Genomic DNA, 16,719 nt, shown 5'->3' with positions numbered 1-16,719 from the left:
TCGCGGCCTCTGCGAGATGGTACAGCTCCGCAACCGACAATCCCGACAGGCGGGCTTCACCCGAATCCGCCGGATCATTCGATCCCAGCCCCTCTGATCGACTCATTGTTCACCTCCCCCAAACCGTTCACCGATTTGTTCCCAGCCTATCGCGGGGGTACGCCAACTTCGGACCTGCTGGAGTCGAAACTATCTCCCCACCATCGCGCTCGCCGCATGTCCGAGCCGTCGGCGTCGGGGAACCACCGCGCGCGAGGCCATAACGTCAAATCCGGGTGCTTCGATCACGCCCAGAATATCCGCGTATGACCTGGCGGCTGCCGTGATGGCGGGACGGATCTTCTTGGGCAGCAGTGAAATTCCCGGAACCGCCCGGCGATACAGATCCCGGTTGATTGCGATTAGATGGGCTAGCGCCCGACGTAGCTGTGGACTGCTGGTGCGCTCCAGCCGGCACGTACGCAGATGATCGATGTCCACTCCGAACGCGCGCAACTCATCGGCTGGCAGGTACACGCGGTCGCGGTCGAGGTCCTCGCCGACGTCGCGTAGGAAGTTGGTCAACTGGAACGCTTCGCCGAGTAGTGCGGCCGCGGTCGACGTCGACACGTCGGGATCGCCGACGCCGAGCAACGGCAGTAATTGCAGGCCGATAACCGCGGCAGACCCGTAGGTGTACTCCCGCAATTGGGCGAAAGTGCGGTAGCGATTGACGAATCCGTCGGCGCCCGGAACATCCATCCGCATCGACCGTCCGAAGGCCGCGAAATACTCGGCGGGAATCACCCACCGCCGTGCGGTGTCGGCAGTGGCGGCGACGACGTCGGCCTCAACGGCGGATAAGCGTTGTGCCGCAACGCTTTGGCCGAACGAGACATCGGCGAGGGAGCTGTCCAGTGCATCGAGTACCGCGTCGAGATGTGCCAGTGTCGCGTGCGCGTCATCATCGGCATGGTCGACGATGTCGTCGACAACTCGGGCGTAGCCGTAAAGCGCGTTGACTCCGCGGCGATTTGCCGCCGGCAGCAGTTGTGTCGCCAGATGATAGGTCCGCCCATGTGCGGCGATCAATCGTGCCGAATGCAGATACCCTCGTTCGGCTGATCCGGTGGCCGGCGGCGTCATGGCGCTCGAACAGCCACTGCGCCAACGCTTTCGGCGTCGGATTGGTGTGCGCGGCCGAACCACGCCCATCGTGCCGCGGCGCCGATTCGCAGCGGGTCGCTATGTTGTAGCGACCAACCGGCGAGCAGCCCGAGCGCTAGAGCCACCATCAATTCGATCGGCTTGTAGAGAACGATCGAGTCATCGGGCTGGAAGATGATGAGTCCGACAACAGAAGCTCCGATGATCCACGCGCGCACCGCATTTGGCAGCGTGACAGCGGCGGCCAGACACAAGACCCAGGTGTAGTACCACGGCAGCGTGGAAGGCTCGAGTAGGAGAACGGCGAACATCGCCCACAGCATCGAGGTCATCGCCACACGCTCACCAGCGCGAGCGCGCCACCACATCCACACCAGAATTCCAGCGAGCGCAACCGCACCAATGAGTCTGGTCACCACGAGAACCGGCTGTAGGTTCAGCGCGGTGAATGGCGCGGCGATCCAGGTGACGATATGCCCAACCAGGGTTGGCACGGTGAGCCAGTTGATGATTCGGTCAGCCCAGCCGAGGCCCGACAACCAGCCCATGCCGAGGCCGGTGACGGTGGTCCAGAACGCGAAGACCGCAACCGGAATCGCCACGGTCGCCGCAAAGACGCCTAGGACGGTGCGCCAGCCCAAGCGCCACAACGGAATCTGCGCGACCTGGGCGTCGGTCTCGGGATGGGACTGTGCGCGCGCGTGACGGATGTGGGCGAGCCAGATCCACAGGACGAATGGAATGGCCACGCCGGCAGTGATTTTGATCGACACCGCCAGGCCCAGGACAACCAGCCCCCACAGATGACGACGTTCGACGACGAGTGTCACGCCTGCGACCAGCAGGCCCATCATCAGCAACTCCACGTGTGGCCCGCCGACAACGTGGATGAGGATCAGTGGATTGAGGAGTGCCAGCCACAAGCCAGTCTGCGCGGATGCCCCGAAATGTCTCGCGAGACGGGGAATCGCCCACAGAGCCAACAACAATCCGGGGAGTAGTACCAGGCGGACCGCGAGCACACCGAGGATCACGTGGTCGCCGGTAACCCCGACGACACCGCGCATCAACGCGACGAACGCCGGGCCGTAGGGAGCGGTAGTGGCCGCCCAGACCTGCGCCATACTGTCGAGAAGTGGGCCCGGATAGTGCACCGGGCCGTCGGTGTAGGGATTGAATCCTTCGCGGAACACCGCGGCTTGGGCCAAGTAGGCGTAGACGTCACGGCTGTAAATCGGCACGGTGACCAGTAACGGCGCGGCCCAACCCAATGCGGCCCAACGCATCTGACGCACGGTGGGCGTCGTGCCGACAACGTCGTCGCGAGACAGTAGCCGACGCCCGACCCGCATCCAGCAGAACACCAACGTGGCGACACCGGTCCAGAAAACGAGTGCCGACAGGGTCTTGCCGTGGCCATAGGTCAGTACATCGAGGAACCATCGTTGCGCCGGGTGGCTGTTCCTCGGGATGTCCGCGACACCGAACGCTCCAACCGCCACCAGGATCGAACCGACCACGCCCCAACATAATTCGCGCGGTACGCGCGCGGTATCACTCACCGCGCCACTCCGTCCTGGCGTGTGCTGGTGATTCGGTCCGCGGCCAATCGCCCGGAGATGAGTACCGGAGGAATGCCGACGCCCGGTGTGGTCGCCGCGCCGGCGACTACGAGATTTTCCACGCCCGGCCACCTGTTGGGAGTTCGGAAAGGCCCGGTCTGCCTAACGGTGTGGGCCGCACTGAACGGAGTTCCGGCACCGTAACCGGCATCGGCCCAACTACTCGGATCGTCGATACGCAAGATCTCCATTTGTGCGATGCCTCGGTAGCCACGCCGCTCCAGCACGCCGAGGCATTCGGTGACGTACGGCCGTGCCAATGCACTCCACTCGAGAGGTGCCGCGTCCAGGTTGGGGCATGGTGCGAGGAGTGACACCGACTCGAACCCGTTGCGGCGAAATGTATCCGGGTCGCTAATAGCCGGTCTGGTGAGCAGTAGCGACGGATCGCTCATTAGCTGGCCCCGACGTCGACGACCGGGGGAGATTTGCGCGAAGGTCGATTTCCAGGCCGCGCCGAAGTCGATCGTGTGATGGTCGCCTGGCCACGATCGGGTGCTCGACGTAGGCATAATGCCATGTGCCACAACCGCACTGGGGGAGTAACGAATGGCGCGAATTTCTCTGTTCGCGGGGGTCAGCAGCGAATCGATCACCGGCACGCCGACCGCGGCGATCACGGCGTCGGCCGGGAAATCTGTCGGTGTTTCGTTGGGCCCGATCGCCTCGACGACGTCGATACGACCCGAAGCGGACCGATGGAACGACGTTGCACGAGTGGCGAACTCGAGAACTCCGCCCGCATCGACGAAAGCGTCGGCGAGTACGCGTCCAACCGTGCCCATACCGCCGGCGGGATAGTAGACGCCTCGGCCGATATCCATTTGCGCGATGATCGCGTAGATAGCCGCGGCGCGGTGCGGAGGTACGCCCGCGTAGAGGGCCTGGAAGGTGAAGGCGCGTTGCAGACGTTCATCGCTCACGTGACGTGCGATCGCGCCGGTCAAGCCGCGAATGGCGCCCAGACGCGCCAATTGTAGTGCCGGCCCACGCAATTGTGGATCGACGAAATCGCCGATGCCGTCGAAATTGCGATCGATGAACGCATCGAATTCCACGTCGTAGAGCCGGTCCAGCCAGTCACACAGGTTGGCCACGCCGCGCGCCTGCTTCGCGCCGAATCGAGTGTCGACCTCGTTGATCAGCGCTGCGCGATCATGCCGAACATCGAGTCCACTGCCGTCGGCGAACCGCATCGCGTAACTCGGATCGACGGTACGCAGACCAAGACGTCGCGCGGCCTCGTCGGAGCTGACGCCAACCGCGCCAAGCGCGCCGACTACCAACTCTGGCATGGTGAGAATGGTTGCGCCAGTGTCGAAATGGTGCTCGACACCGTCGGTGGCGGACAATCGTTCGGTTCGCACGAGGCCGCCCGCGTGGGCGTTGCGCTCGATGATCGTCACCCGATGTCCGGCGGAACGCAGATACAACCCGGCGGTCAGTCCCGACAGACCCGCGCCAACAATGACGACTTGATCGGTTGGTCCCGGAATCTGTTGTGCACTCATGCGTTTCGGTACGCAATCGCGTTGGCGACCGACGCTAGGTCGGTGCGGGCGCCAGCGCTCGTCGGCAAGCTGTCGATGGCGTTCAGCGCGGACCGCAGGTGTTCGGTGATGCGGTCCTCGATCGCGGTGACGGCTCCGACATCGCGCAGAATTCCTCGTGCGTCGGCTAGCTCCGCGTCGGTGAGGGTGGTGCCTAATGCGGATCGAAGTGCTTGTGCGGCAGCGGGATTGGATTTTCTCGCGCGCGCCAGGCCGTCCGCGATGAGTACTGTCCGCTTGCCTGATATGAGATCGTCACCGGACGGTTTCCCGGTCGTCTCGGGGTCGCCGAAGACGCCGAGTAAGTCGTCGCGCAGTTGGAACGCAAGCCCCAGATCGTGCCCAATGCCGGCCAGTGCGGAAATGAGTTGGGGCGACGCGTTGCCAAGTGCCGCACCGAGTTCCAGCGGCCGTGCGACGGTATAGGCAGCGGTTTTGAATCGCATCACTGACAGGGCAGCATCGACGGATTCGTCTGCTGACGCCTCGTTGACGATGTCGAGTAATTGACCACCGAGGACTTCGGTACGCATCGCCGACCAGATCGGTGCGATATGACGGGGGAGGGCGGCGGCCAGGTCGTCGGCCCACGCGAGGGCGAGGTCGCCGATGAGTATCGCCGCCGACTCGCCGAAATGCGTTGCTTCACCCGACCAACCGGCCTCGATATGTTCGGCCCGATACAAGCGATGAACAGTTGGCCGGCCGCGGCGCGTGTCGGATCTGTCGATGATGTCGTCGTGCAGCAAGGCACATGCCTGTACCAATTCCAGTGCGGCGCCGAGTGTAACGACATCCGCGGAATCAGCGAGGGCCGATTCTGAGTCGACGGTGTCGCCGGCCTGAATCGCGCATTGCCAACCGGCCCACGCGAAGGTGGGTCGGACTCGCTTTCCGCCGTTGAGTACGAACCCGCGTAGGTGCTCGGCACCTGCGGTGACTACCGGCGAGATGGCCGCGACCGTCGGTGTAGTGGCGTCGAAAAATTCGATCAACCGAGCCTTCACCACCGCTGGTACGGCCTCGATCGGGGTCGGAACGGCGGCGTTGATACTCACCTGACCAGGCTAGCCAACCGGCCTCGATATGCGCTGATGGGGTTTGATGTCACTTCTTACCGGCGGAAACCGGGCCGGAGTTCGTCGAGTCGGTCTCCGGCTTCTTACCGGCGCGGGCCGGTGCGCCCGGCCTGGGGGCCGCGTCGCGATTGCGGAAGGCGATATACCCGATGAGGCCGACGGCGATCACACAGACGATGCCGAGGAACCACGCCCAACTGCTAATCGCGGCAGTCGCGGGGTCGGGGTACTGGGCGTCGGCGTTGAGGGTGCCCGACTTGCCGATCGGAAGATTCCACGCGACCGTTTGCGAGCCGGTCTGTTCACCGTTGCTGGCGATCACCGGGCCGTTGAAGGTGACGATGAGGCGAATCTGGTCACGCTGAGCCACCAGATCGGACAGATCGGCGGTACCGCGCATACGGACGATGTCGCCGCTGCGTTTGCCGCTGATCTCCATACTCATATTGGAGTTGTCGTAGGCGCCCGCGATGATGTCGGCGAGCTGGCTGAACTGTCCGGAGGTGAGGTCCGAGTAGTAGGCGCGGGTGCCGATACGCAAGGTCTGATCGCCCGACTTATCGGTTTCCTTGTACTCGGCGACGGTGATATGACTTGCCATCGACTGGGGGATGTCGAGGTTCGGTGCTCCGCGTGGATTATCCGGCGATGTCGCGACGATAATCTCGCCAGCGAACCGGTCGCCGACCGTAGTTGATCGCGTCATACATCCCGACAGCAGACCGGACAGCGCCAGCAGAGCGACGAGTGCGGCAACTGGCAGGGCGGTTTTGCGATGAACTCTTCGGGACACGGTGACTATCGTGCCAGACCAGCGCGGCCGATTAGGTCAATGCCCGCGTAGCCGGTGTCGTGTACCGCGTACGCGTGTGAGCGCCGCGTGCGCGGCTATCCGGCCGCTGGCGCCGGTGACACCGCCGCCGGGATGTGTGGACGCGCCGGCCAGGAACAGATCGGCGACGCCGGGAATACGGTGTCCGGCCAGATCAGGGTGGGGTCGCCACATGAACATCTGATCGATGCTCATCTCCACATGCATGATGTTGCCGGCCGGCAACGCCAGCTCAGACTCCAAGTCAGCCGGCGTCTGGATGTAGCGATGCTCGACGGCGGATGCGATACCCGGTGCGTGCCGGTCGAATTCGGTCAGGATGCCGTCTGCTGCTGTCTCGGCAAGGGTCCTCCAGGACTGCCCCGCCGCGCGCAGTTGTTCGGAGAGCCGATACGGATGCCACTGCGCCCACAGGTTGATTTGCTGCCGGTTGACCGGCGCCAGCGTCGGATCAAGGGCAGAAAAGGACATCGCGACGAGTGCGGGTCGGCGCGGCAGCAAGCCAGCGATCGCGTCGGCATGAGCGGCGTTCAGATGTGCTCGGTCGGTGACAAGTAGGCCAAGGCCGCTATGCACTCCGTGGGGTGGAAGGTCGGCGGGGAGGCCGGGGTAGTCAGGGAGTGCGGTGGTGCCCAACCGAACTGCCATGCCGATGCCGTTCCCAACGACGATCTGCCGTCGCCACCGCGCGACGTCGCGCGGTGCGACATCGCCGAGTAGGTCGAGCGTGGCGTTGATATGGCAGGCGGCGATCACCCGACGCGCCCGACGGCGGCTTCCGTCGGCGAGCGTTATCCGCCAGCCGGCCGGGTCGCGCTGCAAAAGGCTTGCCGCACAGCCTGATTCGACTATCGCGCCGTCGGCGTCGAGGCGGTTGAGCAACGCGGTGGTGAGTGCGCCACTGCCGCCGACGGCGCGTCCCGGGGGAATCTTGTGCATGAGTGCCGCGAAACCGACCATCGGTGCGGTGCCCGGAGCGGTCATCGGTGGGCCCGACTGCGCACCGAACCAGGACAGCGCCGCTTTCAGTCTGGGGGAATCGAACCAGCGGTCGAGCAGAGCGTCGCCGGAGAGCATCATGTCCTGAGCCATCGAACTCATCGCGCCTGCGCGCGCGCCGATGATTCCCCGTCGCGCCGTGGTGGCGGTGCGATAAAGGCCGCCGAACGCGCGACCGAAGCGGTCGAGGGTGGCCGGGGTGATGAAGGCCCGCATCACCGCTTGTGCCCGTGGGGTCCACACCCTGATGAACTCGCGATAGGCAGCTGCGTCGTCGGGGCCGCAGACGCGTTCGATATTTGTGCAGGTTCGGTCGAGATCGGCGAAGAAGACCAGGGCATCGCCGCCGTCGGGGTCGGGCGCGAAGGCCCACGGATCGCAGTCGATGTACCGCAATCCGAACCTCGACAGGTCCAACTCGTCGAGGATCGGGGTATGTCGGATCATCAAGTGCGCCGACGAACCGCGGTCGACGCGGTAGCCAGGGAAGCGTTCCACCGTCGAGACGGCACCGCCGAGTACCGTGTCGCGTTCGATGACGCGTACCCGCAGTCCGGCCTGCGCCACATAGGCGGCGGCCACCAGCCCGTTATGTCCGCCGCCGATCACTACGACGTCATCAATGTCGGCGGTGCTCATTGCCCGTTCTCCTAATTGTGGTTCGGTCCGATCGAGGGCGGGGCGACCGGGAGCGGCAGCGGACGCCCGAGAAAGGCGAACGGTCGGGGATCGCCGGCGAACGTGAAATGGCGTAATACGTCGGTGAAGCCGAGGCGTCGGTACAGCGACCAGGCGCGATTCTCTTCGCCGGTTACTTCGGGGGTCGATAGCAGGACCCGACTCTCGGTGCATTCGGCGACGAGGCGAGTCAGCAGCCACTGTCCAAGACCGTAGCCTTGCACGGACGGGTGAACGTGAAGTTCGGTGAGTTCGAAATAGTCGTTGGCGATGTCGTTCACCGCTACCGGCGATAGTCCCGAGCGGCGCAGGCCGGCGCGTAGTTGCTGGTTCCACCACTGATCCGGCGCGCCGCGATAGCCATATGCGATGCCGACGAGAACTTCGTCGTCGGTGATTGCCAGGGGTGCGCGTAGTCGTCGCCGCGAGAGCGATGTGCTGCCGCGGTTCAACCGTCCTGCGAATGCGCCACGACTTTCTGTTGGCAGGTCACTGACCTGTGCGATTGCCCCGAAGGCCCGCCAACCGGGGCGCGCGATGTGCTCGCGCCACAGTGGTGCTCGATGCGCCTCGGTACCGCGTGGGTAGCCCATGGCGGTGACGTAGATGTTGAGGGCAGGATCGAGCCAGAGATAGGCGTCATGCCCGGTCAAGCGAACCACGCGCACGGTCATCGGCGGCTCGCAGTCGCGGAGCTCGAGATGGCCGCTTTTGGCCTTGAACGTCGACGGTGCACAAGCTATATTGAATATGTCGAACGAGTGTTCGAGTACCCAGCCTCCGCAAGCTGCGTCAGATTACTCGTAAGACCGTGCAACGCCCGGTGGCGAGTGACGAGGGAAGCGTTCTTGTCACTGGGTCGTTGTACAAAGTGGGGGACACGCGTTTCGAGTAGAAGGGAAGCCAAGCCGTGAAACGTACCGCAGCCAATGTGACCGTGGTTGATCCAATCGTCGTTCGCCGCGCCCGCGACCTTCTTGAGCGCGGCGACAATCTGCTTGCCAACGCTGATGGTGTTAGTGATTCTGCTGAGCGGTTCCGCCAGTATTACCTCGCTGCTCTGCGCGGTGCGGGCAGTATTCTCGCCGTGCTCGAACCACCGGCCCCCACCGCACGACGTCGGGGGAGTCGAAATGCCTGGGCTCGACTCACCGCCGCGGTCCCCGAGTGGGATGCGGCCGCTGAGTACCTCATGTCGGTATCGGATGTTCGAATGAAGATCGAGTCCGGTCAGATCCGTGCCGTGGATGCCGCGTTGGCCGCCACCCTGCGTCGATATGTAGTCGCGCTCCTCGATGATGCCGACGCGATGGTTGTCGCTTATGAGCAAGGGAAGTTGGCCAATGGTGGTCGCCCGGAGCTTCACCTCGTATCATGAGAAGCGGGACACGCGCGCCCTGCGTGTCCGATGATGTTCCGGTTGCGGTTCATCGGGCCAACACGCGGTTGTAAGGAGGGTCGGTGCCACTCTCGGAGCACGAGCAGCGGATGCTCGAACAGATCGAAAGTGCTCTGTACGCCGAAGACCCCAAGTTTGCGTCGAGCGTCAAGCGTCGTCGCATCGGTCCCGGCGGTGGGCGGCGGCGTCTACAAGCCGCTGCGATATTCGTTGTCGGCCTTGTGCTGTTGGTCGGCGGCATCGCCGTCGATGTCAAACTCGGTGGCTTTCCGATAATCAGCCTCATCGGTTTCTTAGTGATGTTCGGCGCGTGCCTGATGGCGCTGTGGGGTGGCGGCGGTTCGGCGAGCGGTTCTGGTGGATCGAAGGGTTCGCCGACGGCATCGCGAAATTCTGGTGGGTCGCGTCGCAAACTGTCCGAGCGCATGGAAGAACGGTTCAACCGCCGCTTCGATCAGGATCAATAACGTGATGCCGGACTAACCCGTATCGCTGTCTGAAGTAAAAGCCGCACATCGACGATGTGCGGCTTTTTTGTGTCCTCGTGCTCAGAGACCCACGACTCGCCCCCCAGTCCCCACTTTCCTCCACTGCTCACCAGTGAAGTGATTTGAACAGCAACATCAGTGTTGTTTTGCCACTTCTGCCACTTTGGCAACCTGCTTGGGTCAGTACATTTCGAAAATCTTCCCCACTGGTTTTATCGGTGCTGAACTGCAACTTTGTGATGATGGGACACGCCGAGGGGGATTATGTGGTGGAAAGTGGTGCGAAGTGGGGTACTGTGGCAGCACTGGGCGAGGGACGCGGAATCCGGAACCGTGCCCAAGCCCATGGGGCAGGAGGTGTTCGACATGTCGATGCGATTTGTCGGCACCTACACGCCCAAATTGGACGACAAGGGGCGACTGACGTTGCCCGCGAAATTTCGCGATGCACTGGCAGGAGGCGTGATGGTGACTAGAAACCAGGACCGCAGCCTGGCGGTGTACCAGCTCGACGAATTCGATGCCATCGCTGAGAAGACCATGGCGGCTTCGCGCAACGACCCAGATGCGCGCGCCTACCAGCGGTACTTCTTCGCCGGCACCGATGAGCAGCGTCCAGACGGACAGGGACGGATCACCTTGTCCGCGGATCACCGCAGGTATGCCGGGCTCTCGAAAGAGTGCGTGGTGATCGGCAGCTTTACCCACCTAGAAATCTGGGATGCGCAGGCATGGCGCGCATACCAGGACGAGCACGAGGACGATTTCTCCGCGGCTGGTTCGGCCGCGCTGGATTCGGTGCTCTAGCAGACGTGACCCGATGGCCCCGGCGGGTGAGCTGAGGCCCCGGCCCGAACCGACCCTGACGTACTTCCCCAACGCCAGGTGCGGATCGGGCCGGGACCTGAGTCCCACCCGACATCCGGCGCATAAATGCGACACGCGATTCGACATTCAGTCAGTCCGATACCGGTTCTCGACCTTGGTGAGGGGGTAGACGCGATGACAAACCACGACGATCCCCAACCTTCGCAGCCACGACGCTCCGGTGAGTTCGGACATGTGCCGGTGATGGCGCAACGCATCGTCGAACTGCTGACGCCCGCGCTCACCCGGGCCGATCCCGATGGCACCGACGCTGTCGTGGTGGACGCAACACTCGGCGCCGGTGGGCACAGTGAACTTCTGCTCGACACTTTCCCCGGACTGCGGGTAATCGCTATCGACCGCGATGAGAATGCGATTGCTATTGCCGGGCAACGACTTTCGCGATTCGGTGACCGCATCGGTTTTCACCGCGCGCGATACGACGAACTGCCTGGCATCCTCGCTAGCGCCGGTGCGCCCGGCGCGCGGATCGATGGTGCCCTCTTCGATCTCGGCGTGTCGTCGATGCAACTGGACCAGGCCGACCGCGGATTCGCGTACTCGGTAGACGCGCCGCTGGATATGCGGATGAACTCGCAGGACGAACTGACCGCCGCCGATATTCTGAACACCTACGGACACGGTGAGCTAGCCAGAGTGCTGAGCGAATACGGCGACGAACGCTTTGCCGGGAAGATCGCTTCGGCCGTGTTGCGGGAACGTGAGCGTGAACCGTTCACCACGAGCGGCCGTCTAGTCGAACTTCTCTACGCGTCAATTCCCGCGGCGACTCGTCGGACCGGTGGTCACCCGGCTAAGCGAACCTTTCAAGCCCTGCGCATCGAGGTGAATCACGAACTCGACTCCCTTCGACATGCCTTACCCGCGGCGCTCGCCGGGCTGCGGGTTGGTGGGCGAGTTGTGGTGATGAGTTATCAGTCGCTCGAAGACAAGATCGTGAAAAAGGAATTCGCACAACGTGTTACGTCGCGGACCCCGCCCGGACTGCCAGTCGAGTTACCCGGGGCCGCAGCCAGGTTCTCGCTTGTCACCCGGGGCGCCGAACGTCCCGACGATGCCGAGTTGGATCGCAACCCGCGCTCGGCACCGGTGCGTGTGCGCGCAATCGAACGAATCGCTGAGGAGGCACCGCTATGACGCTGCTCGAAAATCGTAAGCGTGCGCAGACCCGTGGCGCGGACACCTCGCGACCGACGCGGTCGAAAGCGGCCCAGAAGGCGATCGACCGTCGGGCCAAACGGGCCGGCCAATCTGGCTCGACACCGCAGTCATGGGCCCGGCGCCGCAAGGTCGACGATGCTCAACCGGCGCCAGCGCCGGTCGCACCTCGACCGACCTTGCGCGAACGCGTCGCGGGTGTGCCCTTCGTGGTTCCCGTCGTCGCGCTTATCGCCGCCGGCATGGTGCTCACGCTCTGGTTGTCCACCAGGTCGGCCCAAGATTCCTACGAATTGAGCGTCGCGCGCGCGGAGAACCAGTCGCTGACCGACCAGCGCGACGCACTGAAGAAGACCTTCGAGTCGGCCGACGCCGCGCCTGATCTTTCCGATAAGGCAGCGCAGCTCGGATTGGTACCCGCGCGTAACCCCGCCCGAATGGTGGTGGGCGCGAACGGAAAGCCGCGAGTCTACGGAACGCCCGAGCCGGTCTCGGGGCGTGCGCCCAAGTCGATCAACCCGAAACAGAATGACGACCCGACTGCCAAGATCGATGTGTCGAAGGTAGAAGATTCGCGAGGACTGCCCGGCAGCACGGGAGCGGCGAGCCCGACAACGTCGGCGCCCGCCCCAGCGCCGACGACATCCCCAACCGGTGCCACGGGACCCGCGCCTGCGACGACGTCCGTGCCTGCTCCCACTGACGGGGCGCCGACACCGAATGTCCTGCCCGGCGGCGGCACGCCGACCACTCCAAATTCCGGGCGCAACCGGTAGCGCGGGGGACAATCAGACATCATGACGCGTGCCAGTTTGTTCCCGCCGCGCCCAGATCGGACGGGTCGGGCGAAACGCCCGTCAACAGTTCGTTCGGCGGGCTCCGGTGTGAGGATTGGCGGCGGACGTCCTCCTCGGCAAGGCGAGAAATTCGTCTTCCGCGGCCGCATGGCCGGGGTGTTGGTGATTCTCGCCGTAGTAGTCGTCGCCGCGAAGATGGTCTTCGTGCACGCGATCGATTCGCGCACTTTGTCCGAGCAGGCTGCCGAGCAGCGCGAGTACACCCAAGTGCTGACGGCTAAACGCGGCGCGATCGTCGACCGTAACGGTCGGCCGCTGGCCTATACGGACGAGGCGCGGGCACTGACCTTCCTGCCGCAGGCGGTCCGAAAGTCGATTGATGAGGCCCATCAGAAGGATCCGTCGTTACCCGATGCCAAGACTCGGCTAGACGAGATCGCCAAGGGCGTCTCGAGTGCGCTGGGTGGATCGATCAGTCCGACCGATTTGCTCGCAAAACTGACCAGCACCGACAAATTCGTCTACCTCGCGCGTTCGGTCAGTACCGATGTCGCGAAGAAGATCGTTCAAGATTTCCCCGAGGTCGGTGCCGACCCGCAGAATATCCGGCTCTATCCCGGTGGGTCACTCGCCGCGAACGTTGTAGGCGATGTCAACTACGACGGCAACGGCCTGATTGGCCTGGAATCGTCGATGGATTCGATCCTCGCCGGTACTAGCGGCTCAACCACCTACGACCGTGGATCTGACGGCGCGATCATTCCCGGCAGCACCCGCAACGTTCACCCGGCTATCGACGGCGCCACCGTGCAGCTGACCCTCGACTCCGACATCCAGTGGTTTGTGCAGAGTCAGGTCGCGGCGGCCAAGGCGGCGTCGGGTGCCAAGAGTGTGTCGGCGGTGGTCCTCGATTCGCATACCGGCGAAGTACTGGCGATGGCAAATGACGGTACGTTCAACGCTTCCAAACCGCTGGCCGAGCAGAAGGGCGTCGAGCTGGGGAACCCGTCGGTGACCTCACCCTTCGAACCGGGCTCGGTCAACAAGGTGATCGCGGCCTCGGGGGCCATCGAATACGGCGTCACCACACCCAATTCGGTGCTGCTGGTCCCCGGGGCCATCAACATGGGCGGCGTAACGGTCCGGGATGCCTGGCCGCATGGGCCGCAGCATTTCACCACTACCGGCATCTTCGGCAAATCGTCGAACGTCGGCACCCTGATGCTCGCCAAGAAGATTGGCGACAAGCGGTACGCAGATCTGCTCGCTCGCTTCGGCCTGGGGGAGCGGACTGGCGTCGAATTGCCGGCTGAATCGTCAGGTGACGTACCGGCGCTCAGTCAGTGGTCGGGGTCGACCTTCGCCAACCTCCCGATCGGCCAGGGTCTACTGATGACCTTGCTGCAAATGACCGGCATCTACCAGACCATCGCCAACGACGGCATGCGGATACCACCGCGAATCTTCAAGTCGGAGAAGCGAAGTGGACACGACGCCAGCGCTCCGGAAGCGCCGTCGCCGGTACGGGTGGTCAGCGCGCAGACCGCCAAGACGGTTCGCGATATGTTTCGCGCGGTGATCCAGAACGATCCCACCGGGGTTCAGCAGGGCACCGGCTCCAAGGCAGCCGTACCCGGCTATCAGATCTCCGGCAAGACGGGCACGGCGCAGCAGGTCGACCCGGCCACGGGTAGGTACTCGAATTCGAGTTACAACATCACCTTCGCCGGCATCGCGCCCGCGGATAATCCGCGGTACGTCGTCGGCATCATGATGGACAACCCGCCGCGCAGCTCCGACGGTTCCGGCGGACAGTCCGCCGCACCGCTGTTCGGCACCATTGCGTCGTGGCTGTTGCAGCGTGATCGCGTGCCGCTCTCGCCCACCCAGACGCCGAAGCTAACGCTGACCACCGACTGACGAATCGATGCGCCGCCGGTAATGGTGGGTGTCGGTCCGGTGAACGGTATGTTGTTTGGGCGGTGCAGCCCCCGCAGGCGAGAAAGTTAAGGAGGCGATCGAGCGTGTCGCAGTCGCAACAGTCCGGGCCGATCCGTCCCCAGCGGGTCTCGCCGACGTCGATTGGCGAGCTGGCGACGGCAATCGGTGGCCGCGTGTTCGGGTCAGCCGATGTCTCGATTACCGGAGTCAGCTTGCGCGCCCAGTCGATCTCTCCCGGCGACCTGTTCGCGGCTCTACCTGGAAGTCGCGTGCATGGCGCGCGATTCGCGGCGGACGCGGTACGAGCTGGTGCGGCCGCGATTTTCACTGATCCGGCCGGCCGAGAACTAATCGAAACCGAACTGTCCGACGCCGGCCTCTCAGTCATCGTGCACCCAGATCCGCGTTCGGTTCTCGGTGAGTTGAGTTCGCTGATCTACGGCGATCCCAGTCAGTCGCTGACTCTCATCGGAATAACCGGCACCTCGGGTAAGACGACGACGGCGTTCATGGTCGAGTCGATCCTGCTCGCCGACGGTCGCTCGGTGGGGTTGCTGGGAACTGTGCAGACCCGCATTAACGGTGTGGCACAACCAAGTTCGCTGACCACCCCGGAAGCGCCCGACCTTCAGGCGCTCTTTGCCGCGATGGTCGAGCAGGGGGTCGACACGGTGGTTATGGAGGTATCGAGTCATGCGCTCTCACTCGGACGCGTCGCCGGGTCGCATTTCGATGTTGGCGCCTTTACCAACCTCTCCCAGGACCACCTTGATTTCCATCCCACGATGGATGACTACTTCGACGCGAAAGCTATTCTCTTCAAAGAAGATTCGACACTGCGTGCCGACCGCAGCGTCGTCTGCGTCGACGATGAGTGGGGACGCGCGATGGCGCGGATCGCCCCGTCGCCGGTAACCGTGTCGACCGGTCAGGTGCCCGCGCAGTGGACCGCGGGGGAGTCGTCCATCGCGGTCGACGGTACCCAACGGGTGCGCGTATCAGGTCCCGACGTCGCCGAGTTGGACCTCGCACTGCCGTTGCCTGGCCGATTCAACGTCGCCAATGCGCTTGTGGCACTGGCCATTACCAGATCCGTCGGAGTGGAGTTCGCTCCCATTTCGGCCGGATTAGCGGCGGTGTCGGTGCCTGGCCGGCTGCAGCGCATCAGCGAAGGGCAGGAGTTCCTGGCTGTCGTTGATTACGCCCATAAACCCGCAGCGGTGGAGGCGGTCATTGCGACATTGCGCGAACAAACTGACGGCCGCATCGGCGTTGTCATCGGAGCCGGTGGTGATCGAGACACTGGCAAACGTGCTCAGATGGGTGCCGCCGCCGCGCGTGGTGCCGAGTTCGTGGTGATCACCGATGACAATCCGCGTACCGAAGAACCAGCCGCGATCCGTGCCGAGGTATTCGCCGGCGCCGTCGGCATCGACGCGAACGATCGGCCATCGTCGTCCGAGCCGATCCGCGACGTCGGGGACCGCGCCGCGGCAATCGCGGCCGCTGTCGAGTGGGCGTCACCCGGCGACGTCGTGCTGATCGCGGGCAAGGGTCACGAGGCCGGGCAGGAGATCAACGGAGTCAAACATCCCTTCGACGATCGAGTGGTGTTGGCAGCCGCGTTACGGGCGAAGGTCGCGGGCGTGTCGGCCCCGGCAGCGACGGTGTCCGACGCGAGTGCACTCATTCGTCGTCTCGTTGAGCAAGCCGCCGATGCCGGCGTTGGCAGCGCACATCGTGATCGTGGTGCGCGCACCTGGCTGATTCTGGGTGAATTGGCGCCCGACAGTGCGAACGGAGAACACGGGGCCGACGAACAGCAGACCGTCGTCGATCACGACCGACTCGGCAGGCTGGCGGTACGCCTCGCGGTGGACAAGATTCTCGCGGTCGGAGCGTCGCGCGCGGTGCGCGCTCTGCATCAGGGGGCGGTCATGGAAGGCTCCTGGGGTGCCGAGGCGGTATTGGCGCAGACCGTGTTTGCGGCTCGTGAACTGCTGCGTTCGGACCCGGACTGGCAGCCGGTGGCCGGCGACATGGTCGCGATAGCCGGGCCCGCATCGGTGCGCGAACTCACCGAGGAGTTGTCAGTTGCGGGGCTGGTGGTCTTGACCGCCTGAGCACAAGGTTTGATAGAAG

At 64.0% G+C, this 16,719-nt stretch carries 14 protein-coding genes; 7 read left to right on the top strand and 7 right to left on the bottom strand.

Annotated features, from left to right (window positions below; all coding sequences use genetic code 11):
- Window positions 1–189: 189 nt before the first annotated feature.
- The 7 genes from GOEFS_RS14535 to GOEFS_RS14505 are packed head-to-tail and all read right to left on the bottom strand — an operon-like array spanning window position 190 to window position 8,580.
- Window positions 190–1,125, bottom strand: a complete 936-nt coding sequence (locus GOEFS_RS14535) for a phytoene/squalene synthase family protein (RefSeq protein WP_007318686.1) — start codon at window positions 1,123–1,125, stop codon at window positions 190–192.
- Window positions 1,122–2,708, bottom strand: a complete 1,587-nt coding sequence (gene mptB, locus GOEFS_RS14530) for a polyprenol phosphomannose-dependent alpha 1,6 mannosyltransferase MptB (RefSeq protein ID WP_007318685.1) — start codon at window positions 2,706–2,708, stop codon at window positions 1,122–1,124. Before mptB ends, GOEFS_RS14535 begins: the two co-directional genes overlap by 4 nt.
- Complete coding sequence (gene crtI / locus GOEFS_RS14525) at window positions 2,705–4,279, bottom strand: phytoene desaturase family protein (RefSeq protein WP_007318684.1); 1,575 nt, start codon at window positions 4,277–4,279, stop codon at window positions 2,705–2,707. Before crtI ends, mptB begins: the two co-directional genes overlap by 4 nt.
- On the bottom strand, window positions 4,276–5,370 hold the full coding sequence (locus GOEFS_RS14520; protein WP_040525212.1) for a polyprenyl synthetase family protein: 1,095 nt from the start codon (window positions 5,368–5,370) through the stop codon (window positions 4,276–4,278). The genes crtI and GOEFS_RS14520 overlap by 4 nt, the downstream gene beginning before the upstream one ends.
- A gap of 55 nt (window positions 5,371–5,425) precedes the next feature.
- Window positions 5,426–6,190: an LppM family (lipo)protein gene (locus GOEFS_RS14515; protein ID WP_007318682.1), complete on the bottom strand. Its 765-nt coding sequence runs from the start codon at window positions 6,188–6,190 to the stop codon at window positions 5,426–5,428.
- 36 nt (window positions 6,191–6,226) lie between these two features.
- Entirely contained in the window at window positions 6,227–7,867 is a 1,641-nt protein-coding gene (locus GOEFS_RS14510; protein ID WP_007318681.1) for a phytoene desaturase family protein, read from the bottom strand.
- 11 nt (window positions 7,868–7,878) lie between these two features.
- A complete protein-coding gene (locus GOEFS_RS14505; protein ID WP_007318680.1) occupies window positions 7,879–8,580 on the bottom strand; it encodes a GNAT family N-acetyltransferase in 702 nt (233 codons plus the stop codon).
- A 236-nt stretch (window positions 8,581–8,816) separates the two neighbouring features.
- On the opposite strand from GOEFS_RS14505, the gene GOEFS_RS14500 reads away from it, so the two are divergent.
- From GOEFS_RS14500 to GOEFS_RS14470, 7 genes are all read left to right on the top strand, one after another.
- A complete protein-coding gene (locus GOEFS_RS14500; RefSeq protein ID WP_007318679.1) occupies window positions 8,817–9,284 on the top strand; it encodes an SAV_6107 family HEPN domain-containing protein in 468 nt (155 codons plus the stop codon).
- Between the two features lie 83 nt (window positions 9,285–9,367).
- Window positions 9,368–9,772 (top strand): SCO2097 family morphological protein, encoded by a 405-nt coding sequence (locus GOEFS_RS14495; RefSeq protein WP_007318678.1) that lies wholly within the window; start codon window positions 9,368–9,370, stop codon window positions 9,770–9,772.
- A gap of 387 nt (window positions 9,773–10,159) precedes the next feature.
- Window positions 10,160–10,600 carry a division/cell wall cluster transcriptional repressor MraZ gene (gene mraZ, locus GOEFS_RS14490; protein WP_040525211.1) on the top strand — a complete coding sequence of 147 codons (441 nt, stop codon included), beginning with the start codon at window positions 10,160–10,162 and terminating at the stop codon, window positions 10,598–10,600.
- A gap of 195 nt (window positions 10,601–10,795) precedes the next feature.
- A complete protein-coding gene (gene rsmH, locus GOEFS_RS14485; RefSeq protein ID WP_040525210.1) occupies window positions 10,796–11,818 on the top strand; it encodes a 16S rRNA (cytosine(1402)-N(4))-methyltransferase RsmH in 1,023 nt (340 codons plus the stop codon).
- Complete coding sequence (gene ftsL / locus GOEFS_RS14480) at window positions 11,815–12,615, top strand: cell division protein FtsL (protein ID WP_007318675.1); 801 nt, start codon at window positions 11,815–11,817, stop codon at window positions 12,613–12,615. Before rsmH ends, ftsL begins: the two co-directional genes overlap by 4 nt.
- Before the next feature lie 21 nt (window positions 12,616–12,636).
- Entirely contained in the window at window positions 12,637–14,556 is a 1,920-nt protein-coding gene (locus GOEFS_RS14475) for a peptidoglycan D,D-transpeptidase FtsI family protein (RefSeq protein WP_040525197.1), read from the top strand.
- Between the two features lie 104 nt (window positions 14,557–14,660).
- Window positions 14,661–16,700, top strand: coding sequence for a UDP-N-acetylmuramoyl-L-alanyl-D-glutamate--2,6-diaminopimelate ligase (locus tag GOEFS_RS14470; protein WP_007318673.1), 2,040 nt, complete (start codon window positions 14,661–14,663; stop codon window positions 16,698–16,700).
- The last annotated feature ends 19 nt before the right edge of the window (window positions 16,701–16,719 follow it).

This window comes from Gordonia effusa NBRC 100432 (assembly GCF_000241305.1).
Classification (GTDB): domain Bacteria; phylum Actinomycetota; class Actinomycetes; order Mycobacteriales; family Mycobacteriaceae; genus Gordonia; species Gordonia effusa.
This window is presented reverse-complemented; position numbering and strand designations above follow the sequence as displayed.